The 19,047-nt window shown below is 63.8% G+C and carries 28 protein-coding genes; 13 read left to right on the forward strand and 15 right to left on the reverse strand.

Annotated elements, in window-relative coordinates; genetic code table 11:
- Positions 1 to 345 precede the first annotated feature (345 nt).
- The gene (locus tag AU465_RS30520; RefSeq protein ID WP_192256303.1) at positions 346 to 2,223 is read right to left on the reverse strand and encodes an ABC-F family ATP-binding cassette domain-containing protein; all 1,878 of its coding nucleotides are present in this window, start codon (positions 2,221 to 2,223) and stop codon (positions 346 to 348) included.
- A 137-nt stretch (positions 2,224 to 2,360) separates the two neighbouring features.
- Between AU465_RS30520 and AU465_RS30525 the strand changes: the two genes are divergently transcribed.
- Both AU465_RS30525 and AU465_RS30530 read left to right on the forward strand, forming a co-directional pair.
- Positions 2,361 to 2,618 carry a hypothetical protein gene (locus tag AU465_RS30525; RefSeq protein ID WP_192256305.1) on the forward strand — a complete coding sequence of 86 codons (258 nt, stop codon included), beginning with the start codon at positions 2,361 to 2,363 and terminating at the stop codon, positions 2,616 to 2,618.
- Positions 2,619 to 2,843: 225 nt separating this feature from the next.
- Positions 2,844 to 3,533, forward strand: a complete 690-nt coding sequence (locus AU465_RS30530; RefSeq protein ID WP_192256307.1) for a lysozyme inhibitor LprI family protein — start codon at positions 2,844 to 2,846, stop codon at positions 3,531 to 3,533.
- 410 nt (positions 3,534 to 3,943) lie between these two features.
- Here the strand turns inward: AU465_RS30530 and AU465_RS30535 are convergent, their stop codons facing one another.
- The 5 genes from AU465_RS30535 to AU465_RS30555 all read right to left on the reverse strand — a co-directional run bounded on the left by AU465_RS30535 (position 3,944) and on the right by AU465_RS30555 (position 7,259).
- On the reverse strand, positions 3,944 to 4,330 hold the full coding sequence (locus tag AU465_RS30535) for a hypothetical protein (protein WP_192256309.1): 387 nt from the start codon (positions 4,328 to 4,330) through the stop codon (positions 3,944 to 3,946).
- A gap of 11 nt (positions 4,331 to 4,341) precedes the next feature.
- Entirely contained in the window at positions 4,342 to 4,782 is a 441-nt protein-coding gene (locus tag AU465_RS30540) for a Ros/MucR family transcriptional regulator (protein WP_192256311.1), read from the reverse strand.
- 360 nt (positions 4,783 to 5,142) lie between these two features.
- The gene (locus tag AU465_RS30545; RefSeq protein WP_192256313.1) at positions 5,143 to 5,352 is read right to left on the reverse strand and encodes a hypothetical protein; all 210 of its coding nucleotides are present in this window, start codon (positions 5,350 to 5,352) and stop codon (positions 5,143 to 5,145) included.
- Between the two features lie 3 nt (positions 5,353 to 5,355).
- Positions 5,356 to 6,384: a DMT family transporter gene (locus AU465_RS30550; protein WP_192256532.1), complete on the reverse strand. Its 1,029-nt coding sequence runs from the start codon at positions 6,382 to 6,384 to the stop codon at positions 5,356 to 5,358.
- Positions 6,385 to 6,425: 41 nt separating this feature from the next.
- A complete protein-coding gene (locus AU465_RS30555; RefSeq protein ID WP_192256315.1) occupies positions 6,426 to 7,259 on the reverse strand; it encodes a hypothetical protein in 834 nt (277 codons plus the stop codon).
- Between the two features lie 111 nt (positions 7,260 to 7,370).
- On the opposite strand from AU465_RS30555, the gene AU465_RS30560 reads away from it, so the two are divergent.
- Positions 7,371 to 8,339 carry a LysR substrate-binding domain-containing protein gene (locus tag AU465_RS30560; RefSeq protein ID WP_192256318.1) on the forward strand — a complete coding sequence of 323 codons (969 nt, stop codon included), beginning with the start codon at positions 7,371 to 7,373 and terminating at the stop codon, positions 8,337 to 8,339.
- 297 nt (positions 8,340 to 8,636) lie between these two features.
- On the opposite strand, the gene AU465_RS30565 is transcribed toward AU465_RS30560, so the two are convergent.
- On the reverse strand, positions 8,637 to 8,813 hold the full coding sequence (locus tag AU465_RS30565) for a hypothetical protein (protein ID WP_192256320.1): 177 nt from the start codon (positions 8,811 to 8,813) through the stop codon (positions 8,637 to 8,639).
- A gap of 125 nt (positions 8,814 to 8,938) precedes the next feature.
- Between AU465_RS30565 and AU465_RS30570 the strand changes: the two genes are divergently transcribed.
- From AU465_RS30570 to AU465_RS30585, 4 genes are all read left to right on the forward strand, one after another.
- On the forward strand, positions 8,939 to 9,106 hold the full coding sequence (locus AU465_RS30570) for a hypothetical protein (RefSeq protein WP_192256322.1): 168 nt from the start codon (positions 8,939 to 8,941) through the stop codon (positions 9,104 to 9,106).
- Between the two features lie 217 nt (positions 9,107 to 9,323).
- Entirely contained in the window at positions 9,324 to 11,405 is a 2,082-nt protein-coding gene (locus tag AU465_RS30575; RefSeq protein ID WP_192256325.1) for an ATP-dependent helicase, read from the forward strand.
- 217 nt (positions 11,406 to 11,622) lie between these two features.
- Positions 11,623 to 11,934 carry a hypothetical protein gene (locus AU465_RS30580; protein ID WP_192256327.1) on the forward strand — a complete coding sequence of 104 codons (312 nt, stop codon included), beginning with the start codon at positions 11,623 to 11,625 and terminating at the stop codon, positions 11,932 to 11,934.
- A 60-nt stretch (positions 11,935 to 11,994) separates the two neighbouring features.
- Positions 11,995 to 12,180: a hypothetical protein gene (locus tag AU465_RS30585; RefSeq protein WP_192256329.1), complete on the forward strand. Its 186-nt coding sequence runs from the start codon at positions 11,995 to 11,997 to the stop codon at positions 12,178 to 12,180.
- Positions 12,181 to 12,296: 116 nt separating this feature from the next.
- Here the strand turns inward: AU465_RS30585 and AU465_RS30590 are convergent, their stop codons facing one another.
- Both AU465_RS30590 and AU465_RS30595 read right to left on the reverse strand, forming a co-directional pair.
- Positions 12,297 to 12,476, reverse strand: a complete 180-nt coding sequence (locus tag AU465_RS30590; protein ID WP_192256544.1) for a hypothetical protein — start codon at positions 12,474 to 12,476, stop codon at positions 12,297 to 12,299.
- Between the two features lie 46 nt (positions 12,477 to 12,522).
- Positions 12,523 to 12,738, reverse strand: coding sequence for a hypothetical protein (locus tag AU465_RS30595; RefSeq protein ID WP_192256331.1), 216 nt, complete (start codon positions 12,736 to 12,738; stop codon positions 12,523 to 12,525).
- Positions 12,739 to 13,029: 291 nt separating this feature from the next.
- Between AU465_RS30595 and AU465_RS30600 the strand changes: the two genes are divergently transcribed.
- Together AU465_RS30600 and AU465_RS30605 are read left to right on the forward strand one after the other, a co-directional pair.
- Complete coding sequence (locus AU465_RS30600; protein ID WP_192256333.1) at positions 13,030 to 13,332, forward strand: DUF982 domain-containing protein; 303 nt, start codon at positions 13,030 to 13,032, stop codon at positions 13,330 to 13,332.
- Positions 13,333 to 13,594: 262 nt separating this feature from the next.
- Positions 13,595 to 14,014: a hypothetical protein gene (locus AU465_RS30605; protein WP_192256335.1), complete on the forward strand. Its 420-nt coding sequence runs from the start codon at positions 13,595 to 13,597 to the stop codon at positions 14,012 to 14,014.
- Positions 14,015 to 14,045: 31 nt separating this feature from the next.
- On the opposite strand, the gene AU465_RS30610 is transcribed toward AU465_RS30605, so the two are convergent.
- Both AU465_RS30610 and AU465_RS30615 read right to left on the reverse strand, forming a co-directional pair.
- On the reverse strand, positions 14,046 to 14,831 hold the full coding sequence (locus tag AU465_RS30610; protein ID WP_192256337.1) for a GGDEF domain-containing protein: 786 nt from the start codon (positions 14,829 to 14,831) through the stop codon (positions 14,046 to 14,048).
- A gap of 189 nt (positions 14,832 to 15,020) precedes the next feature.
- Positions 15,021 to 15,530: a DinB family protein gene (locus tag AU465_RS30615; RefSeq protein ID WP_192256339.1), complete on the reverse strand. Its 510-nt coding sequence runs from the start codon at positions 15,528 to 15,530 to the stop codon at positions 15,021 to 15,023.
- A 54-nt stretch (positions 15,531 to 15,584) separates the two neighbouring features.
- Between AU465_RS30615 and AU465_RS30620 the strand changes: the two genes are divergently transcribed.
- Together AU465_RS30620 and AU465_RS30625 are read left to right on the forward strand one after the other, a co-directional pair.
- Positions 15,585 to 16,277 (forward strand): glutathione S-transferase family protein, encoded by a 693-nt coding sequence (locus tag AU465_RS30620; protein WP_192256340.1) that lies wholly within the window; start codon positions 15,585 to 15,587, stop codon positions 16,275 to 16,277.
- Positions 16,278 to 16,307: 30 nt separating this feature from the next.
- Positions 16,308 to 16,604: a DUF1905 domain-containing protein gene (locus AU465_RS30625; protein WP_192256342.1), complete on the forward strand. Its 297-nt coding sequence runs from the start codon at positions 16,308 to 16,310 to the stop codon at positions 16,602 to 16,604.
- On the opposite strand, the gene AU465_RS30630 is transcribed toward AU465_RS30625, so the two are convergent.
- Positions 16,601 to 16,882 (reverse strand): hypothetical protein, encoded by a 282-nt coding sequence (locus tag AU465_RS30630; RefSeq protein WP_192256344.1) that lies wholly within the window; start codon positions 16,880 to 16,882, stop codon positions 16,601 to 16,603. The two genes, AU465_RS30625 and AU465_RS30630, sit on opposite strands and share 4 nt — an antisense overlap.
- A gap of 117 nt (positions 16,883 to 16,999) precedes the next feature.
- Between AU465_RS30630 and ndk the strand changes: the two genes are divergently transcribed.
- Together ndk and AU465_RS30640 are read left to right on the forward strand one after the other, a co-directional pair.
- A complete protein-coding gene (ndk, locus tag AU465_RS30635; RefSeq protein WP_192256346.1) occupies positions 17,000 to 17,422 on the forward strand; it encodes a nucleoside-diphosphate kinase in 423 nt (140 codons plus the stop codon).
- Between the two features lie 155 nt (positions 17,423 to 17,577).
- A complete protein-coding gene (locus AU465_RS30640; protein ID WP_192256347.1) occupies positions 17,578 to 17,784 on the forward strand; it encodes a hypothetical protein in 207 nt (68 codons plus the stop codon).
- An 18-nt stretch (positions 17,785 to 17,802) separates the two neighbouring features.
- On the opposite strand, the gene AU465_RS30645 is transcribed toward AU465_RS30640, so the two are convergent.
- Genes AU465_RS30645 through crcB (AU465_RS30655) form a run of 3 tightly spaced genes read right to left on the reverse strand, consistent with a single transcriptional unit; the run spans position 17,803 to position 18,983 of the window.
- Complete coding sequence (locus AU465_RS30645) at positions 17,803 to 18,141, reverse strand: DUF190 domain-containing protein (protein WP_192256349.1); 339 nt, start codon at positions 18,139 to 18,141, stop codon at positions 17,803 to 17,805.
- Positions 18,142 to 18,155: 14 nt separating this feature from the next.
- The gene (gene crcB / locus AU465_RS30650; RefSeq protein ID WP_192256351.1) at positions 18,156 to 18,584 is read right to left on the reverse strand and encodes a fluoride efflux transporter CrcB; all 429 of its coding nucleotides are present in this window, start codon (positions 18,582 to 18,584) and stop codon (positions 18,156 to 18,158) included.
- 6 nt (positions 18,585 to 18,590) lie between these two features.
- A complete protein-coding gene (gene crcB, locus AU465_RS30655) occupies positions 18,591 to 18,983 on the reverse strand; it encodes a fluoride efflux transporter CrcB (protein WP_192256353.1) in 393 nt (130 codons plus the stop codon).
- Positions 18,984 to 19,047 lie beyond the last annotated feature (64 nt).

The following is a 19,047-nucleotide window of genomic DNA, read 5'->3' on the forward strand; positions in this document are numbered from 1 at the left end:
GGCGTGCACCGCCAGGCGCGGGGCGAAAGCGACCAGGCCTCCGCGCTGTTGCGCGAAGCGGCCGCCCGCTACGCCGAACTCGGCCGCCCGCGCGACCAGGAGCGATGCCTGGCGCGGGCGCAAGCGGTTGAGGTGAGGCTGGCGGGGTAGAAGCTGCCCATCTCCCCCCTGTGGGGGAGATGGCCGGCAGGCCAGAGGGGGGGCGCGAAGGAACGCCACCTCTGGTAATCGGCTCTTGATCTGAAACCATCCAACGGTGGCCGCTATAGCTGATAGGCTGGCGGGACAGCGCCCCCCTCTGCCCTCCTGGGCATCTCCCCCACAAGGGGGGAGATTATTCTCGCCCTACTCCGCGATGCCTTCCTCATACTCCGTCGACATCGTCAGCCATTTGTCCTCGTTGGTGGCGAGTGTGGCGGCGAGTTGCGAGCGCTCCTTGGCCAAGCGCGTCGCGGTCGAGGGGTCCTTCTCGTAGACGACCGGGTTGGCGAGTTCGTCTTCGATCAGGTCGATGCGCTTGCGGATACGGTCCATCAGCGCTTCGGTGGCGCGGATTTCCTTGGCGAGCGGTTCGAGTGCTGAGCGTCGGGCGGCCGCCTCGCGGCGGCGGTCCGCCTTGGACGCCTTGTCCGCTTCCTTCTGCTCGCGGCGGTTTGAGGAAACGCCGGTGACCAGGGTTTTATAGTCCTCCAGGTCGCCGTCGTAAGGATTGACCGCGCCGTCCTTGACCAGCCACAGCCGGTCGGCCGTCGCTTCGAGCAGATGCCGGTCGTGCGAGATCAGGATGACGGCGCCGGGGAAATCGTTGAGCGCATGGATCAGCGATTCACGGCTGTCGATGTCGAGGTGGTTGGTCGGCTCGTCGAGGATGAAGAGGTTTGGTCCGTCAAAGGCCGAGAGCCCCATCAGCAGCCGGGCCTTCTCGCCGCCCGACAGGTCCTTGGCGGCGGTGTTCATCTTCTCGGTCGAGAGCCCGAACTGGGCGACGCGGGAGCGCACCTTGGCTTCGGGCGCCTCCGGCATCAGCCGGCGCACGTGCTCATAGGCGCTTTCCTCGTGGCGCAGGTCGTCGAGCTGGTGCTGGGCGAAGATCGCCACCTTCAGCCCCGGCGCAATGGTCATGGTGCCGGTCTCGGCCTTGAGGCGGCCGGCGAGCAGCTTGGCGAAGGTCGACTTGCCGTTGCCGTTGGCGCCGAGCAGCGCGATGCGGTCGTCGGCATCGATGCGCAGCGTCATCTTCTTCAGGACCGGATTGCCCTCGCTGTACCCGACATTGACGCTATTGAGCGCAATGATCGGCGAGGCCACCGTCTTGACCGGCTCGGGGAAGGAGAACGGCCGCACCGTGTCATTCATGATGGCTGCGATCGGCTTCATCTTCTCCAGCGCCTTCAGCCTGGATTGCGCCTGCCTCGCCTTGGAGGCCTTGGCGCGGAAACGCTCGACGAAGGACTCCATATGCTTGCGCGCCGCCTCCTGCTTGGCGCGGCTCTTTTCCTGCAATTCGCGCTGCTCGGTCAGTTGCCGCTCGAACTGGTCGTAGCCGCCGCGCCAGAAGATCAGCTTCTTCTGGTCGAGATGGACGATCGAATTGACGGCGCGGTTGAGCAGGTCGCGGTCGTGCGAGATCAAGAGCACGGTGTGCGGATATTTGGAAACGTAGTTCTCCAGCCACAGCGTTCCTTCGAGGTCGAGATAGTTGGTCGGCTCGTCGAGCAGCAGAAGGTCCGGCTCGGAAAACAGCACCGCCGCAAGCGCCACACGCATGCGCCAGCCGCCGGAAAAGGACGAGGCGGGCCGCTTCTGCGCGGCGTCGTCGAAGCCAAGGCCGGCAAGGATAGTGGCGGCGCGGGATTCGGCCGAATGCGCGTCGATGTCGACGAGCCGCGTGTGGATCTCGGCGATGCGATGCGGATCGCTCGCAGTCTTCTCCTCTTCGAGCAGCGCCTGACGTTCGACATCGGCTTTCAGCACGATCTCGATCAGCGGCTCCTCGGTGCCGGGCGCTTCCTGCGCCACCTGGCCGATGCGGGTGTTTTTCGGCAGGCTGATCGAGCCGGTCTCGGAAGGGAAATCGCCGGTGATCGCCTTGAACAGCGTCGTCTTGCCGGTGCCGTTGCGGCCGACGAGACCGGCCTTGGTGCCGGCCGGCAAGGTCAGCGAGGCATGGTCGAGAAGCAGGCGCCCCGCCATGCGCAGCGAGAGGTCGTTGATGATAAGCATGGGCCGCGCTTTTGCACAGGACGTCGGCGCTTCGCAAGAGCCAGGCACCGACGATCCGCAGCCGTGCGGCTTCGGATTATTCGACAAAAAGCGCACCGGGACTGGAACCAGTTGCGGCCCGAAGCGTTTGCAGGCCCGTGATCCGCTATCTCGCGCTCGCTTTCATCTTTTTCCAGGTCGCTACAACAGCCGCGCTGGCGACGCAGGTGGTTTTGTTCGCGGGCGACACCGCTGGAGCGCTCTCCTTGACTGAACCAGTAAGCTCGGCGCTGGCACCGCCAATCTCCCCGCTCGCGGGGGAGACGGCCGGCAGACCGGAGGGACGCCAGATGGAGCACCTGCTGATCCAAATTGATCCCGCAAAACAGTCTCAGGCTTCGCCTGTGAACGACTGAGAGGCCGGCGGACAGCGTCCCCCCTCTGCCTGCCCGTCCTCCCCAGCAGCTGCGGAGGTGCACCAGGCTTCTCCTCCACTTGGGGAGATTGCGCGCTCCTCTTTCGCCAATCACCACCACTCATACTTTGGTTGCCACGTCACCGGTTTGACGTTGATGGCTGCTATCGTCTCAACCTATGCTGGCGCGAGCGGCTGGGGCCTATCCACGCAAAGGACAGATCCGATGACGTGCAAGACCATCCTTCTTTCGGCCGCGCTGGCAGTTGCGGCTGCCGCCATGATGGTGGCCCCTGCCCAGGCCGCAGACTGCGCGGCGGCGAAGACGCAGGCCGACCTTGCCACTTGCACGGCCAAGAACGCAGCCTCGGCCGATACCGCGCTCAACGCCGTCTACAAGGCGTTGGCGGGACGCCTCGCTCCCGCCGACCAGCAGCGCCTTCGCGATGCGCAGCGCGCCTGGATTCCGTTCCGCGACAAGGAATGCGCCTTCCGCACCCAGCCTTATGCCGACGGCTCGGTCTATTCGAGCCTGGTCGAAACCTGCAAGGCGGAATTGACCAAGGCGCGGCTGACACAGTTGCAGCACCAGCTGCAATGCCCGGAAGGCGACCTCTCCTGCGTGCCGCAAACCGCCGGCGGCGCCGCGCCTGCGAAGGCCGCGCCTGTGGCGTCTGGCGCCGCGCCGGCGGCACCTGCCCAGGCAGGCCGGGACGACACCAGGCCGTGCGTGCAATCCGCTGGCAAGGCGAAATCGGACCAATATGTCTCGCAATGCATTCAGGTGTCGCCGGCGACACATCCGCCCTGCAACGGCCAGAACGCGTGCAGCATGATGATCGACGAGATCAAGCGCGGCTGCGCCATGATCGGCAGCGACAATCCGCCGGCCTTCTGTTCCGCTTACAAGGACTGAGCGACACGGCGGGCCAGGTTCGTTCGCCTTGCCCGCCTTGCAGCCACGGCCGGCAATGACGTTTCCTTGGCAAGATCGACTCAGCGAAGCAAGACAACCGCAAGTTCCGCTTTTGATAATATTGGCAGGTCAGGTGGCGATAGCACCAGAAAAAGCCTCGAAACCTTTTGATCCAGCTGGGATGCTTTGAGAAAATTGATTTCAGTTTTTGCCGTGCTCCTGCGAAATTGCTAGTGCGTCGTGAGTCGCGCGTAGGCGCCAACAACAAACAACAGTAAAACAATAACTTGATTGCGTGAGGAGCTCACGATGGGCGAGGCGGCCAACGATCTGCGCATGCTGAGATATGTCGCGGAGATCACGCGAAAGCTGGCGAAGATGCTTTCGCGCACGCGCTACCAAATGCTTGTCTACTTTCTGGAGATGACCGCGATCGAGGCCGACAATCTTGCGGCGGCGCAGGATTCCGAAGCCAAGGCTGTCGGGGCGTCAAGCCCCTCAAAATCCCGCGATTGAACGCGCGCGACGACGCGATCGACAGCGCCAAGGCATCTCAGCCGTCGCGCTTCAACGACCAGCCGATCGTCATGCTCGACGATGGCGCGCTCGAAATTGTCGAGCGCGTTGAGCGCGGCATGCAGATCGACGGCCGGCAGGTCCAATGAGAACAGGACGCGCCGCGCCTTGACCCCTTCGCCGGCGTCGGCGGAAGACTGGATGGCCACCCTGCGACGCAATGCGTCGAGCGCGGCCAAGCGGTCGGCCGACGGCTTGGCGTCGTCCGTTGCGGGTAGCATGGCCTCAGGCCTCAGGCCTTGGCTTTGCGCTTGCCCTTACCGGAATCCGCGGCCGGCTTGCGGCCCAGGCCGGAAGACTTGGCGAGCGCCGAGCGGGTGGCCGAGTAGCTGGGCGCCACCATCGGATAGTCTGCCGGCAGGCCCCATTTGGCGCGGTATTCGTCCGGCGTCAGGCCATGGTCGGTCGACAGGTGCCGCTTCAGCGACTTGAACTTCTTCCCGTCCTCGAGGCAGACGATGTGGTCGGGAAAGACCGAACGCTTCGGATTGACGGCCGGCGTCTGCGGCACGCTCTCCTTGACGGCGGCGCCGCCGGCGAGCTTGCGCACCGATGCGCTGACGCTGGCGATCAGATCAGGCAGGCCGGACGCCGGAAGCGGATTGTTGCCTACATAGGCCGAAACAATGTCGGCGGTCAGCTCGATTGCAGTCTTGTCGTCGATATTGGACAATTTTTTCACCCTTTGCTGGTTCTCAAAGTGACCAGCTGTTTTTAAGACTTTGGTCCAGGTATCATATTGGACCTGTCCCCCAACGGACCGTCCAGAGTCAGTAAACGCACGAGACTCAATACCGGAGGTATATCTTCACTGCGGGTCGCGACGGCGCAAGTTAGGAATTCTAATACCTATAACAAACACTTTATGCGCTGAAAGCCGGCGCAAGACCGCAAATGACGCGGCAGCACTTCGATTTTTGCGAATAATTCCTGCAAAAATCGAATTCAGGACCGGATACCGATGCTGGCGAACAGAATCGCGTCCGGATGACCGATTGTGACTGATCATGCCCGATTCGATGACGCGAGTCGCTTATTTCGCGGCGGCGCCGCGCCGGAAGTCCACCGGTCCGCTGTCGGCCAGAATCTCAAGCACGCGTTTCCAGCGGGCGCAGCGGCCGAAATCCTTCTGCTCGATGGCCTTCTCGGCCTTCATGGCGGCATAGAGCGGTGCCTCGGCACCGAATTCCTTCACCAGCCAATGCGCCTCCTGTCTGGCGCGGCGTTCGTTCTCGTCAAGCATTGTTCAGATCTCCGAACGTTCGATGCCGACCGCAATGCAGCTGCCGATGACGAGGACGGCGCCGGCAATGGCCGTCATCGACAGGCTTTCGCCCGACAGCGACAGCAAAAGCGTGGAAGCGATCGGCGTGAGATATGCGACGACCGCAAGCCTGCCGCCCTGGTCGAGCTTCAGCGCGCGCGACCAGAAATAGTAGCCGAGCCCCATCGGCCCGGCTCCGAGATAGAGGCCGAGCAGCAAATCCAAGCCGCCCAGGCCGGCGACGCCGCCGTGCAGGCACCAGACGAAGGTCAGCGCCACGCCGATCAGCGCGGAGGGCAAAAGCAAGCGGTCGGGCGGCACGGCCAGACGGCCGACGGCGATTGAATAGAAAGCCATGCAAAGCGCCGAGCCGAAAGCGGCGCAATAACCAACGAGGCTGCCTTCGAACCAGGCGTGCGCGCGTCCGCCGGAGATCACCAGCGCCACGCCGGCGAAGCCGAGCGCGGCGGTGAGCCCAAGCAACAGCGGGCGCTTCGGGTTGCCGATGACGATGATCGCGGCGGCCACCATCAGCGGCCAGGCATAGGCGACGAGATTGGCCTCGATGACCGGCATCGAGGCGAAGGCGATGTATTGCAGCACCATGGTGCCGACGAGGCCGATGACGCCGACGGCGTAGGCGGCTAAAACGCCTCTTTCCTTCTCCCCTTGTGGGAGAAGGTGTCGCCGAAGGCGACGGATCAGGTGTTCTCCAGCTTGGCGCCGGCGGCGCTCCGTCCAACACCTCTCGTCCGTCTCGGCGCTGCGCGCCGATCCACTTTCCCCCGCAAGGGAGGAAGGGAAGAGCCTGATCAGCGCAAAGACCAGCGTGGCGCCGCAGAACTGCAGAAACTGCACATGCGACACCGGATGACTGGCAAGCAGCGTCTTGCCGACCAGGGCATTGGTGGCCCAGAGCGCCACGGCGCCGAAGGCGAAGGCCAGCGCCGCCGTCGAGGCGGCGTTGGACCGGAGTTGCTGTCTTTCCGCGACGACCGGGCCGAGGCTCACCGACGCTGAAAGCGGCCGGCGCTCGGCTGGATCATTGGCCACTACCACGATTCCCTTGCCCCGCCGGAGACCGGATCGGCAGCCGGATTCGGCACGGGAGGTTCTTCGGCATGGCGGCGATAGGCCGGCAGCTGGTTCGTCCAGACGTCGTCGGCCAGCTCGTTCACCCAGGCGCGGTCCTGGTCGTTGTCGGCGGCGAGGTAGAACATGCGGTTGTCGTCGACATAGGGCTTCATCACCGAGCGCTGGTTGAGCACCAGGGTGACGCGCGAGCCGAGCTGGATGGGCGCGGTGCGATGGAGCACGCCGAGGAACTGGCCGAGCGTGGCGTAGTTCATCTTGTGATCGATGCGCATGACCTTGTTGCGCGGCAGGTCGCGGCCGGATTCGAGGAGGGCGCGGCCCGTCTCGGAATCGTCGCAATAGATTTCAAGATGGCCGCCGATCAGAGGGTCGCTGATCGAGAGCGGAATGAGCTCCGTCACCGGAACGCCATCGCAGTGCCATTCGACGGCGCCGTCCTTTGGATTCATGAAGGTGACGGTCGAGCCGACGATCGACAGCGGATAGGGTTCGAGCTTGGTGCCCATCATGTCGGACAGCCGTTCCAGCCGCAGCTTGTCGTTGAGCAGCTCCTTGATCTGCGGAATGTAGCGGTCGGCGCCGGTGATGAAGGTGAGGTCGAGATGCTTGTGCACCGCATGGCTGGCCTTGAGCTTCAGCGCGGCCTCCTCGATCGCGGCAAGCAGTTGCGGGTCGTAGCCGTGAAGATACTGGGCGACGCCGAAGCTCGACACTTTCCACGCCGTATCATGCCCGATGATGGCTTCACGGCTCATCGCATAGCGCAGTTCGGGGATCGTATGGGCGTTCATTCTACTTCTCCAAGGTTGGGGCAACACTTGGTAAACAGTCGATTAAGCCGCCTGCCCCTGTAAATTTAGGAATGCTGGTGCTACTTTAAGCCCAGCTAAAGGTCGAACCCCGTGCGTCTGCTCAGTCAGGTCAACTTAAACTCGCTGAAAATCGTGGAGAGCGCCGCCAGGCACAAGAACTTCACGCGCGCCGGCGAGGAGCAGTTTATCACCGCCTCCGCCGTCAGCCAGCGGGTGAAGAGCCTGGAAGACCAGCTGCGCTTCAAGATCTTCCAGCGCGGCGGCAATGCGGTGTCGCTGACGCCGGAAGGCGAGACCTATGTGGCGCGCGTGCGCGAGGCGCTGGAGCGGATCGTGGCGGCAAGCATGGAAGCAACCGGCCAGTCCCAGTTGCACGTGCTGAAGATTTGCGTGCTGCCGACCTTCGCGGCGCGCTGGCTGTTTCCGCGCCTCTCCACTTTCCAGCGGCAGTATCCGGACATCGAGATGCGGGTGTCGACTTCCTATGCCACGCATGAATTCTCGGCCTCCGAATACGATCTGGAGATCCGCTATGGCGATGGCGACTTCCCCGGCCTCAATTCCGAGCTGCTGTTCAAGGAGGACCTGACGCCGGTGTGCAGCCGCAAGCTGTTCCGTGAGGTGCTGGGCGACAAGCCGCTGTCCAAGGTGACGCCCGAGGACCTCAGGCATTTCACCCTGCTCCACTCCGATACTTGCACCCAGAACTGGCAGTCGTGGCTGGGCTTTGCCGGCGCGAGCTTCGTGCTCGGCGAAACCAAGAGCATGTATTTCGATTCCTGCATGATGTCTTACGAGGCGGCCAATGCCGGCATGGGCTTTGCCGTCGCCAACCGCGCCTATATGGCGAGCGACATCCGCGCCGAGCGGCTGGTGGCGCCCTTCGCGGTGCACCATCCCAACACCGCCGGTTGGTACTTCGTCAGCCCGATCAAGGCGCTCGGCGCCCGCAAGGTGGAGCTGTTCAAGCAGTGGATCATGGCCGAGGCGGCGCTGACGCAGCGCCAGCTGGATCTGGAGATCGCCGGCATGCCGCTGGCCCGCGCGGCGATGGCGTGAGGCAAACCTCCCGAACAAGCGACCCTTCTCAGAGATTTCTCCATCCTTGAAGGATGGCGCCTCGAATGATGGCGCAATGATTTGTCCCGCCATCAGTAGCCGGCTTAGCGCGATCGCACCATGACGTGGCGCAGAGACTCAGCTATCTTCATCCGTGCGGCGGGCCTGATTTCCCGCTTGGCCGGCGCTTTCCAGCTTCCTCCCAAGCAGCGCCGGCCTTCTTCCGTGGCGGCATCATCATTTCCCAATCATCGCCCGCCTGTTTCCGGCCGAGTATTCCTGCCCGCTTCAGCGCCATCACTGCTTCGGCGGCGTGGCCGGCTGGTCGCCGCCGGTGGTCGATTTCGGCACCGGGTTCTTGTCGATTTGCGGGTTCTGGTCGACGGCGGGCGCCTTGGTCGGCGGCACGCTGTTGTCGCAGGCGGCGAGCGCGAGCCCTGCCGCGAGAGCCAGCAGCACAGGAAGCTTCTTCATGACGACCTCCTCTCGTTCGCCCCTATCCCAGGGCAAACGAGGCGGTGACGGTTTTGGTTGCGTGGGCCGGCGGAACCAACCGGCCTGTCTCCGGTTGAGTTTCGGTAACTCGCGAGGAGATGGTCATGATCCGTCTGCTGCTTGTCGGCCTGTTCGCCTACACGGCCTATCGCGTCACGATGAGGATCATCGAGGAAGTGCCCGGGGACGTTGCTCCCTTGGATATGCCCGGCGATGAACGGCGCGCGTTGCGGCGCCAGTCCGCGGCGATGGGTGTGGAGCCGAAAAGGTAGACGCCCTTCCTCGCCCCATAAAAGTGGGGCAGAGGTGGCTCGGCGCAGCCCGAGACCGAGCGGGAATGCGCCTTTCGCCCGGAAACTTCATCTCAGTGGAACTCGATTTTGAACGCTGGCGCAGCCCCTCTCCGGCCGCTGCGCGGCGACCTCTCCCCCGCTCCCGCGGGGGCGAGGAAATTATTGCGAACAAAGCGGAAACGATGCTTGATGGGCGATGAACATCGCCGCCCGTGATTCGTCCTTTGAAGCTCCCGCCTATCTCGCCCGGCTGAATGACGAGCAGCGGCTGGCGGTGCTGCATGGCGACGGCAGGGTGGCAGCACCTCTGCTGGTGATCGCCGGCGCCGGCTCCGGCAAGACCAACACGCTGGCGCATCGCGTGGCGCACCTCATCGTCAAGGGCGCCGATCCGCGCCGCATCTTGTTGATGACCTTTTCGCGCCGCGCGGCGTCAGAAATGGCCAAGCGTGTCGAGCGCATCGCCGGCGAGGTGCTGGGCCGCGACGCCGCGATCATCGCCGACGCGCTCTCCTGGGCCGGCACCTTCCACGGCATCGGCGCAAGGCTCTTGCGCGACTATGCCGAGCAGATCGGCCTCGATCCTGCCTTCACCATCCATGACCGCGAGGATTCCGCCGATCTGATCAACCTCGCCCGCCACGAGCTCGGTTTTTCCAAGACCGAAAGCCGCTTTCCAACAAAAAGCACCTGCCTGCAGATCTACTCCCGCGCCGTCAACGCGCAGGCGCCGCTCGGCGAGGTGCTTGGTGCGGCATTCCCCTGGTGCGCGGCATGGGCGGAACAGCTGAAGGAGCTGTTCGCGGCCTATGTCGAAGCCAAGCAGGAGCAGAACGTGCTCGATTACGACGATCTTCTGCTCTACTGGGCGCAGATGGCGGCCGAGCCGGAGATCGCCGCGCATCTTTCCTCCCGCTTCGATCATGTGCTGGTCGACGAATACCAGGACACCAACCGCCTGCAGGCCTCGATCCTGCTGGCATTGAAACCCGACGGCGCCGGGCTGACCGTGGTGGGCGACGACGCGCAGTCGATCTATTCCTTCCGCGCTGCGGAAGTGCGCAACATCCTCGATTTCCCAAAACAGTTCGCGCAAGGCGCCGAGATCGTCATGCTGGAGCGCAACTACCGCTCGACCGAGACGATCCTGGCCGCCGCCAACAAGGTGATCGGCGAGGCCACCGAACGCTTCACCAAGAACCTGTGGACCGAGCGCAGATCCTTCTACAAGCCGCAACTGGTGAGCGTGCGCGACGAGGCCGAGCAGGCCAATTATGTCTGCCAGGCGATCCTTGCCGAGCGCGAGGCAGGCACGGCGCTGAAGGCGCAAGCCGTGCTCTTCCGCGCCTCGCATCACAGCGGGCCGCTGGAGGTGGAGCTCACGCGCCGCAACATCCCCTTCGTGAAGTTCGGCGGACTGAAGTTCCTCGACGCCGCCCATGTCAAGGACATGCTGGCGATGCTGCGCTTCGCCGAGAACCCGCGCGACCGCGTCGCCGGTTTTCGCGTGCTGCAATTGATGCCGGGCATCGGTCCTTCCGCGGCCTCGCAGATCGTCGAGGCGATGGCGACGTCGCTCGACGAAACGCTGGGCCTTGCCCGCTTCCGGCCACCGCAGCGCGCAGCGCAGGATTGGCCGGTCTTCCTCGACATCTACGGCGGGCTGCGCGCCGGCCCGAAATGGCCGGCCGACCTCGAGCGGATCAGGCTCTGGTACGAGCCGCATATGGAACGCATCCATGAAGACGCGATCACGCGCCGGGCGGACCTCCTACAGCTCGAGCAGATCGCGTCAGGCTATCCCTCGCGCGAGCGTTTCCTGACCGAGCTGACGCTCGATCCGCCCGACGCCACCAGCGACCAGGCCGGCCCGCCGCATCGCGACGAGGATTACCTCATCCTGTCGACCATCCACTCGGCCAAGGGCCAGGAGTGGAAGAACGTCTTCGTGCTCAACACCGTCGACGGTTGCATCCCGGCCGATCTCGGCGTCGGCACCAAGGAAGACACAGAGGAGGAGCGCCGGCTGCTCTATGTGGCGATGACGCGGGCCAAGGACGGCCTGCATCTGGTGGTGCCGCAGCGCTTTTATCCGCACAACCAGCCGGCGCGCGGCGACCGCCACGTCTATGCCTCGCGCACCCGCTTCATTCCGGCCTCGATGCTTTCGGCCTTCGAACAGTCATCCTGGGCAAGCGCGGCGATCAAGGACGACCCGCGCCAAAGGCCGGGCGTCAAGGTCGATCTCGGCGCGCGCATGCGCGGCATGTGGAAATAGGCGTCGGCCCGCACCAAAGCGCGTCGCGACGAAGCAGAATCAGGCGACGCGCTTTGAGTCTTCGTTAGATGCATGTCGTTCTCCCAAAACCGCTGCGCACTTTTGGGCGACATGCATTCGCTCGCCAAGACAACGCGCGACCGCTTGTGGCTTTGTCGCGGAACTTTTCACCCGACAATAGGTTTTCGTTAGGAAAATCTAATGCAAGGAGGCAGCAATGAAGAATCTCATTCTAGCCGCGATGCTTGGCGTGGCTGCTATGGCGCCGACAACGGTTCCGACGCAGGCGACAAGCCTGACCATCACCACCGATGACGGGATGGGCCGATACAATGACGATTACTACTGGCGCCGCCATCATATGCGTGACGACAGCTGGCGCTATGGCGGGCGATACGAGATGCGCGACTGGCGCAGCCATCGCCACCATCGCGACTGTATGGTCAGGGTGCACAAGCGCTGGCACCACCATCATTGGGTCGTGAAGAGAGTCTGGAGCTGCGGCCTCCATAGAGGCTGGCGCTATTAGCAGCTGTCCCTTACCGAAGCTGAAGCGGGCCCGAAGCGGTGCCTGTAGGACAGGTGGAAAATGCGCTTGATCCCATCGGCGATGAGCTGGCGGCAGCGGCTTGCCGAAAGGGCCGGCCAGCTCTTCGTCAACATCATCGCGGGATTGATGGCAGGTGTCGCAATCCTCCTGCTGGTTCTGTCGACGTATTATCACGTTCCGCAACCTCCAGCGGAGGTGACGATCACGGCCGGCTCCGTCCCATGACGATCTGCCCTGCGCCGCCCTCTGGGCCAGAGGTCGAAGGTTCGCGGCGCCCCAAAAGGGCAAACTAGATCGAGGATCCGAATGGGCGATTATATTTGAATGGAACGCGGCTAGCGCTAATAGATCCAGCGCTTTTTCTTCACCAAGAGCCGGGCTTCCCGCAAAAGCGACGGCCACTCATAGCCTAGCAAAGCGATCAATTCTCGCGCCTGTTCTTCGGTAATGTCTGTTTCTTCAACCAAGCGCCGAAGTATGAAATTTTTAGCGCTTTCAGGCTGGCGGGGGATGTCGGCCACAAGAGCCTCCTAGCGGCCCAACGGCCCGAGGAGGGTTCAGTTCCCTCTACCAAGGATGCGAAGGCAAGGCTGGAGCAGAATCCAAGCGTCGTTTGATCTCCTCCGGCGGCACGCCCTCGTTGAACAGCGCCAAGATGCGCTCTGCCAAAACGCGGCGCGCTTCCTCGTCGCCAGCGATACCCATCTCCTTCGCGTAATCCTCCAGGAGGTTGGCAAGTGCGACCAGTTGTTCGGGGTCGGCGACGCCCCAGAGAGTCCTCATCTCCGCTGTTCCTCGTTTGAGTAGGGCGAAAGCGTGATGAACTCTTCCAACCGTCCGTAGCCATTCAGATCGGACGACAAGGCATCGTACACCTGGCGCGACCGCTTAGCGAATCCTCCCTAGTCGTAGATGGAAATTTCAGACTGGACTCACTGCCGCCCTCTGGCGGGGGCAGGCACGAAAAGATCTCGGAACGTGGAACCTCGCGCGCCAAAGGCACGTTGTGTGGCGTCCTACCCCAAGACCGAGGCTGGCAGCCCGCCGTCCTCCGCCCCAATTCGCGAGGTCTAAATGTACGAGAGGATGTTCTTCACCCCGGTCGCGGTCAGCGTCGGCGCGGGTCACAGGCGCATGATTGCTTCGCTGTCCGACATGCATGAGTTCCTGACCGAGTTCCCGCCGTCGCGCCGGCGGCTGAGCTACGGCGCCGCGGCGAAGGCCTGCGAAGCCGCGCGGGCCGGAGAGATCTCCGCCGAATCGGCGCGCGATGCGCTGATCACCTTCGCGGTGACGGCTGGCATCCTGTGGCCGTCGGATCAGCCGATCGTCTCGGTGAAGCCGGTCGCGCGCGACTATAGTGGCTTCGCCGCCTGAGATCCGCCGGCCCCACGGCCGGTAAAGGCCTGGCGAAACCCGTCTGAGATAGCTCTCGGGCGGGTTTTTTCGTTCAATCCGGCCTTCCCGCACGCATGCCGCTGCCTGGCCGAATCCCGCGAAACTTTTCCCGCGCTCCATGAAACATCGCATAGAACGGCCCGCTGCGTGAAACAGCGCACAGATCAGCCCGTTACGTGAAGCAGCGCACAGAACATTCGCCTTCCCCGTGCAGGTTTGCGGACATGCAGCAGGGGTGCGGATGTTTCTTGATCGCGACCAGTTCAAGCCGGCAGCGGAAATGAGGCTCAGCCGAGACAAGTCCTCGATCCGGGTCACGGTAACCGACCAGAAGGCGTGCGAGCTCGGCGAGGCCGTCTATGCCTGGATCACCGCCGACGGCAGGCCGGTCAGGATCGGCACTTGCGGCTCATCGGCGGGAAAGCGCCTGTTGTCTTATCCCGGATACATCAACCGGAGCCTGGCCGGACGCAGCGGCGCGACGCCGAAATGGGAAGCGTTGAAGTGGCTGGGCCTGCTTACCGCGCATGGCATGCTGACGGCGGTTATCCATCAGCCCGAGCCGACATTGACGGCAGCCGGCCTGATCAGGCCCTATCTCGACGTCGAGCGCCAGCTGATCCGCCAGTACAGGCCGCTGCTCAACCGCAGCCGCCGGTGAGAGCCCTCCTGCCTCTGCCGCGCGGAGCTGTTCAGTGGAACGTGTTGGCGGCCTCGCCGGACAGCACGCTGCGCGGGCTTTCGAAGCTCACCTGGTCGCGTCCGTTCGACTTCGCCCTGTAGAGATGTCTGTCTGCGACCTGGAACATGTCGTGATAGGTGGTGGGTCCGCTGAAAGCGATGCCGCCGATGCTGACCGAGAGCGGACATGGCTGGCCGCCGGGCGCGAAGTCGGCCTCGCGGATGCGCCGCCTGATCGATTCCGCGACCAGGAAGGAACGCGTCGCGTCGGCGCCCGGAAGGAAGACTGCGAATTCCTCGCCGCCGATGCGTCCGACGATGTCGGCGCCGTGGAGCTGGCCCTGGATCGTCCTGGCGATCAGCTTCAGCGCCTGGTCGCCGCAATCATGGCCGAGACGGTCGTTGATCGACTTGAAATGATCGGCGTCGACGATCAGCAGCGCACCGGCATCGGCGACCGCATGGCCACGGGCCTGCTCGAGATAGGCCTCGACCAGCATCGAGAAGGCGCCGCGGTTGAAGACCGCCGTCAAGCTGTCGGTCGCGGCGACGATGCTGAGCTCCTTCTGGGCGATGGCCAGCTGGCGCATCTTCCACATCAGGAAGAACAGGAAGGAACCGCCAAGGACAAGCGGCAGGAACAGGTCGGTGAGCTTGGCCCAGAGCAGCGCCTCGGGCGACAGCGAGGGAAAGTTGAAGGAATCGACAAAGAAGGCCGCGGCAATGAAGAATGCCGTGCCGGCGACCGTGACCAGCGCCACCCTGCCCCAACTCGTGGCGGACAAATCGATGCGCATGCATTGCTCCCACTGCAACTGCCTTATTGTGGAGCGCGAGCGCAAACGAAGTCCTAATACATTAGCTTCAATGCAAGTTTGGTTAATCGGCAGCCAAGCTCCAGAGATGGCAGGGCGAGTCAGGCCATGGAAAACTGCGGCCCGCCAGCATTTTCGCGGCGATCGATGCGAGCTCTTGGCAGGCTGCTCTCAGGCGTAGGCGCGGCCTTCCTCGGAACGCTGGAACAGCATCAGGTCGAGCGGCACAGATGGCCTGCCGAGCACGGTGAGGCACATATGCGCCTGGCCGCGATGGTGGGTCTGGTGGTTGAAAAGATGGCTGAGCGCCGGCGCCAGCCGCTGCGAGACGGTGCGCATGTCGGTCGTCATATAGGAAAAACGTCCGGTGAACGCCTTGTCGGTCATGCCGCTCACCCAGTCGACGATCCTCCTGTCCTCGGCCTCGCGCGCCAAGCGCAAGCCTGGGAAGGCGCGATAGAGGATCGTCGCAAGGTTTGACGGCGCGTCCCCCTCGCCCGTAAAGCGCTTCATCCAGACGCGGTCGGTGACGAGCAGATGATTGAGCGTGCCCAGCATCGAGCCGAAGAAAGCACCGACGTCGCGGCCGAGCTCTTCCTCGTGGAGATCGGCAGCGGCATCGTAGATGCGCGCGTTGGCCCATTGATTGTAGGCCGCAAACATCATGAAATGCTGTTTCATTCTTCCATCCCGCTCAGAGCGAATCCCGGCTCTTCGTAACCCGCAGGACCCGTAATGACCATTCTGTTCTATGACCTCGTTGGCCACGACACCCAACGCCCGTTCAGCCCGCATTGCTGGAAGACGAAGATGGCGCTGGCCCACAAGGGGCTCGACGCCACCAAGGTGCCGACGCGCTTCCTGGACGTGCCCAAGGTGGAGGGCGGCGTGTCGAAGACGGTGCCGGTGATCCGCGACGGCGACCGCGTGGTGGCCGATTCCTTCGCCATCGCGCTCTATCTCGACGAGGCCTATCCGGAGCGGCCGACGTTATTCGGCGGCGAAGGCGGCAAGGCGATGGCGCGCTTCATCGAGCGCTGGTCGCAGCTCACCATCCATCCCTACCTCACGACGGTGCTGCTCGCCGACCTGCACGGCATGCAGGACGAGGCGAACCGCGCCTATTTCCGTCAGAGCCGCGAACAGCGGCTCGGCAAGCGGCTGGAAGATGTGGTTGCCGGACGCGACGCGGGGCTCGGCGTGTTCCGCGCCTCGCTGGAGCCGCTGCGCTCGATGCTTAGCTACCAGCCCTTCATCGGTGGCGAGGCACCGCTGTTTACCGACTACATCGTGTTCGGCGCGCTGCAATGGGCGCGCATCGCCTCGCCCTACCGGCTGCTCGAGGCCGACGACAGCGTCGCGCAGTGGTTCGAGCGCTGCCTCGACCTGCATGGCGGCATCGGCCGGCAGGTCGCGGCGGCGGCGTGACGGAACAGGGCCGCGAGCGGCAGGATCGTCATGCTGCGCTATGAGATCCAGGCCGAGATCTGGGTCTATCCCGGCAAGGGCGGCTGGCATTTCGTGACGCTGCCGGCCGAGCTCGCGGCGCGGATCAAGGCGGCGATGGCTGGGATGGCGCGGCCCTGGGGTTCGCTCGGCGTCACGGCCGTCATCGGCAAGACAAGATGGAGCACGTCGCTCTTCCCCGACAGAGCGTCCGGAAGCCTGATTCTGCCCATCAAGGCCTCGGTGCGGCAGCGCGAAGGGCTGAAGGCCGGCGATGCGCCGGCATTGACCATAGCGATCGAGCTTTAGCGTCTACTTTGGCGCGTTTTGTTCGGCGCGTCCTTGTCGACCAGCCTGACGCAGATCGGGTCGCCCTGCTCCATGCGCGCGCATTGCCACTCCGGGCCGAAGCCGAAATTCTCTTGTCCGCGCTGTGGGAAGAAGAGCAGGACGAAGGCGAGCACGGCGAGAACAACGGCCATGAGGAGAATGCCGGCGACATCGCCGCGTCTGAGGTAAGGCCAGTTCATCGCTTCCGGTTCCGCCGCGACGCTTCCGGCACAGATGCGAAACGCGCTCGCAGCCATCCAATTATCCCGCAAAGAGCCGGCCTTGACCAGAAGCCGCCTCCCCTTGGCAAGCCGCCAAGCGGCTTGTATAGAGCCCGCCACTCCAATTTCCATTTCCAGAACAAGGACGAGCCAATGGCGATCGAACGCACCTTCTCCATGATCAAGCCGGATGCGACCAAGCGCAATCTGACCGGCGCCATCATCAAGATGCTGGAGGATGCGGGCCTGCGCGTCATCGCGTCGCGCCGCGTGTGGATGAGCCGCCGCGAGGCCGAAGGCTTCTATGCCGTCCACAAGGAACGTCCGTTCTTCGGCGAGCTGGTCGAGTTCATGTCGTCGGGCCCGACCGTCGTGCAGGTGCTGGAGGGCGAGAACGCCATTGCCAAGAACCGAGAAGTGATGGGCGCCACCAACCCGGCCAACGCCGCCGAGGGCACCATCCGCAAGGTGCATGCGCTGTCGATCGGCGAGAATTCGGTGCACGGTTCCGACGCGCCGGAAACCGCCGCGCAGGAGATCCGCTACTGGTTCTCCGACACCGAGATCGTCGGCTGAGCTGGAAGCTTCGGTTTTTTGTAACAAAGGGCGGCCCTCGGGCCGCCTTTTTTGTCGCACTGGGTGGGCAGGCAGGCCAGGTGCCCTAGATCGACGCCTTCGGCGACAAGTGACAAGGGGCGTTGCCGGCTGTGAGCGAAGATAGGAAGGGAAGCATGATCGACCCTCATATTTCCAAGAGCAGCGTTGCATATCCGGACGATCTCGTCCTGTTGAAGCGCATTTACGACCAGGTCTGCGAGGAGCGGGGCATTACCCGCGGCAGCCCCAAGGCCTCCGAGCTGGCGATCGAAGCCATGAAGCTGTTTTCCGCCGGCATTTTCGACGAAGGCACGATCGGCCGTCGCCTTCGCCACCGCTGATCGAACGGTCGGTCGGGTTCAATCCCCGTCGCCGTAGCGGATCACCTCGACCTTCTCCCTGGTGATCAGGCAACTGTTGGTCAGCGCCTTGATCTGAGGGATCAGCGCATCGATCTTTTCCGGCGCGTCGACGATCTCGACGACGATTGGCAGGTCCTGCGACAGCCGCAGGATCTTGGCGGTGTGGAGCACGCTCGAGCGGCCGAAGCCGAGCGGCCCTCGGAGCACGGTCGCGCCCGCCATGCCGGTCTCGCGTGCCTTGATGACGATCGCCTCATGCAGCGGCTTGCCGTCGGCCGCCCTGTCGTCCTCGCCGAAGAAGATCCTGAGCAGCACGCATTGGCTGGGAAGTTCCATGTTCTCCTCCCTGATCACCTGGTGATCGGCAAGCGGTTGAACCTGGCCGCCATGAGATAGCCGAGCCAGGCCGAAGCAAGCGACAGGACCACCACACTGACAAGATAGGTCGTGGCGAGGCCGAGGTCGCCCTCGAAAAGCAGGATGAAGGTGTCGAGGCTCATGGCCGAGAAGGTGGTGAGGCCGCCGCAGAAGCCGCCGGTCACGAACTGGCGGCCGGCGGGGCCGACCATGAGGCGCCCGTCCGGCCGGGTCAGCGTGGCGAAGAACATGATGACCCAGGAGCCGACGACGTTGACGAAAGCCGTTGCAAGAAGCGCGCTCCAGCCCAGCAGCGAGACGATGACATAGCCGCACAGGAAGCGTGCCAGCGAACCGACGGCCGCGCCGCAGCCGACCGCCAGATAAAGCCGCAAGGCCGTCTGTCTGTCGTTTCCGGACATGGCGCCCTACCCTGCCACCCGCACGACAGCCCAAAAGCCGAGCGCAACGGCGAGCATGCAGAGTGCCGCCGAGGCGACGGCGTTGAAGGCAGCGAGCCGCCGCTCGCCGTCGAGCGCGAGGTTCAACGTCTGCAGGCAGAAGGACGAAACCGTGGTGTAGCCGCCGAACAGGCCGACCACGATCAGGTCGCGCACCAGCTCGGCGGAAAAGATTCCACCGACCGACCGCGCGGCACCGGCGAAGGCGCCGATGGCCAGCGCGCCGGAGACGTTGACCACCAGCGTGCCCCAGGGAAAGGTCTCGCCAACGCTGCGGCCGACAACGCCCGAGAGGAAGAAGCGGGAAACACCGCCGAGGAAGCCGCCGATCAGGACCAGGGCGCAGGCCGCAAGGGTCATCGCTTCATTGCCTTTCCACAAGGCGATCCCACTTAGGGAATCGCTTCAACAAAGCAGGCACGAT

Source organism: Mesorhizobium silamurunense, assembly GCF_014843905.1.
GTDB lineage: Bacteria > Pseudomonadota > Alphaproteobacteria > Rhizobiales > Rhizobiaceae > Mesorhizobium > Mesorhizobium silamurunense.

What these genes read in the sequence shown, in the direction of transcription:
- AU465_RS30520 (WP_192256303.1), bottom strand. Translation starts at nt 2,223, where the DNA reads ATGCTTATCATCAACGACCTCTCGCTGCGCATGGCGGGGCGCCTGCTT.
- AU465_RS30530 (WP_192256307.1), top strand. Translation starts at nt 2,844, where the DNA reads ATGACGTGCAAGACCATCCTTCTTTCGGCCGCGCTGGCAGTTGCGGCT.
- AU465_RS30535 (WP_192256309.1), bottom strand. Translation starts at nt 4,330, where the DNA reads ATGCTACCCGCAACGGACGACGCCAAGCCGTCGGCCGACCGCTTGGCC.
- AU465_RS30545 (WP_192256313.1), bottom strand. Translation starts at nt 5,352, where the DNA reads ATGCTTGACGAGAACGAACGCCGCGCCAGACAGGAGGCGCATTGGCTG.
- AU465_RS30555 (WP_192256315.1), bottom strand. Translation starts at nt 7,259, where the DNA reads ATGAACGCCCATACGATCCCCGAACTGCGCTATGCGATGAGCCGTGAA.
- AU465_RS30565 (WP_192256320.1), bottom strand. Translation starts at nt 8,813, where the DNA reads ATGAAGAAGCTTCCTGTGCTGCTGGCTCTCGCGGCAGGGCTCGCGCTC.
- AU465_RS30570 (WP_192256322.1), top strand. Translation starts at nt 8,939, where the DNA reads ATGATCCGTCTGCTGCTTGTCGGCCTGTTCGCCTACACGGCCTATCGC.
- AU465_RS30575 (WP_192256325.1), top strand. Translation starts at nt 9,324, where the DNA reads ATGAACATCGCCGCCCGTGATTCGTCCTTTGAAGCTCCCGCCTATCTC.
- AU465_RS30580 (WP_192256327.1), top strand. Translation starts at nt 11,623, where the DNA reads ATGAAGAATCTCATTCTAGCCGCGATGCTTGGCGTGGCTGCTATGGCG.
- AU465_RS30585 (WP_192256329.1), top strand. Translation starts at nt 11,995, where the DNA reads ATGCGCTTGATCCCATCGGCGATGAGCTGGCGGCAGCGGCTTGCCGAA.
- AU465_RS30595 (WP_192256331.1), bottom strand. Translation starts at nt 12,738, where the DNA reads ATGAGGACTCTCTGGGGCGTCGCCGACCCCGAACAACTGGTCGCACTT.
- AU465_RS30600 (WP_192256333.1), top strand. Translation starts at nt 13,030, where the DNA reads ATGTACGAGAGGATGTTCTTCACCCCGGTCGCGGTCAGCGTCGGCGCG.
- AU465_RS30605 (WP_192256335.1), top strand. Translation starts at nt 13,595, where the DNA reads ATGTTTCTTGATCGCGACCAGTTCAAGCCGGCAGCGGAAATGAGGCTC.
- AU465_RS30610 (WP_192256337.1), bottom strand. Translation starts at nt 14,831, where the DNA reads ATGCGCATCGATTTGTCCGCCACGAGTTGGGGCAGGGTGGCGCTGGTC.
- AU465_RS30615 (WP_192256339.1), bottom strand. Translation starts at nt 15,530, where the DNA reads ATGAAACAGCATTTCATGATGTTTGCGGCCTACAATCAATGGGCCAAC.
- AU465_RS30620 (WP_192256340.1), top strand. Translation starts at nt 15,585, where the DNA reads ATGACCATTCTGTTCTATGACCTCGTTGGCCACGACACCCAACGCCCG.
- AU465_RS30625 (WP_192256342.1), top strand. Translation starts at nt 16,308, where the DNA reads ATGCTGCGCTATGAGATCCAGGCCGAGATCTGGGTCTATCCCGGCAAG.
- AU465_RS30630 (WP_192256344.1), bottom strand. Translation starts at nt 16,882, where the DNA reads ATGGCTGCGAGCGCGTTTCGCATCTGTGCCGGAAGCGTCGCGGCGGAA.
- ndk (WP_192256346.1), top strand. Translation starts at nt 17,000, where the DNA reads ATGGCGATCGAACGCACCTTCTCCATGATCAAGCCGGATGCGACCAAG.
- AU465_RS30640 (WP_192256347.1), top strand. Translation starts at nt 17,578, where the DNA reads ATGATCGACCCTCATATTTCCAAGAGCAGCGTTGCATATCCGGACGAT.
- AU465_RS30645 (WP_192256349.1), bottom strand. Translation starts at nt 18,141, where the DNA reads ATGGAACTTCCCAGCCAATGCGTGCTGCTCAGGATCTTCTTCGGCGAG.
- crcB (WP_192256351.1), bottom strand. Translation starts at nt 18,584, where the DNA reads ATGTCCGGAAACGACAGACAGACGGCCTTGCGGCTTTATCTGGCGGTC.
- crcB (WP_192256353.1), bottom strand. Translation starts at nt 18,983, where the DNA reads ATGACCCTTGCGGCCTGCGCCCTGGTCCTGATCGGCGGCTTCCTCGGC.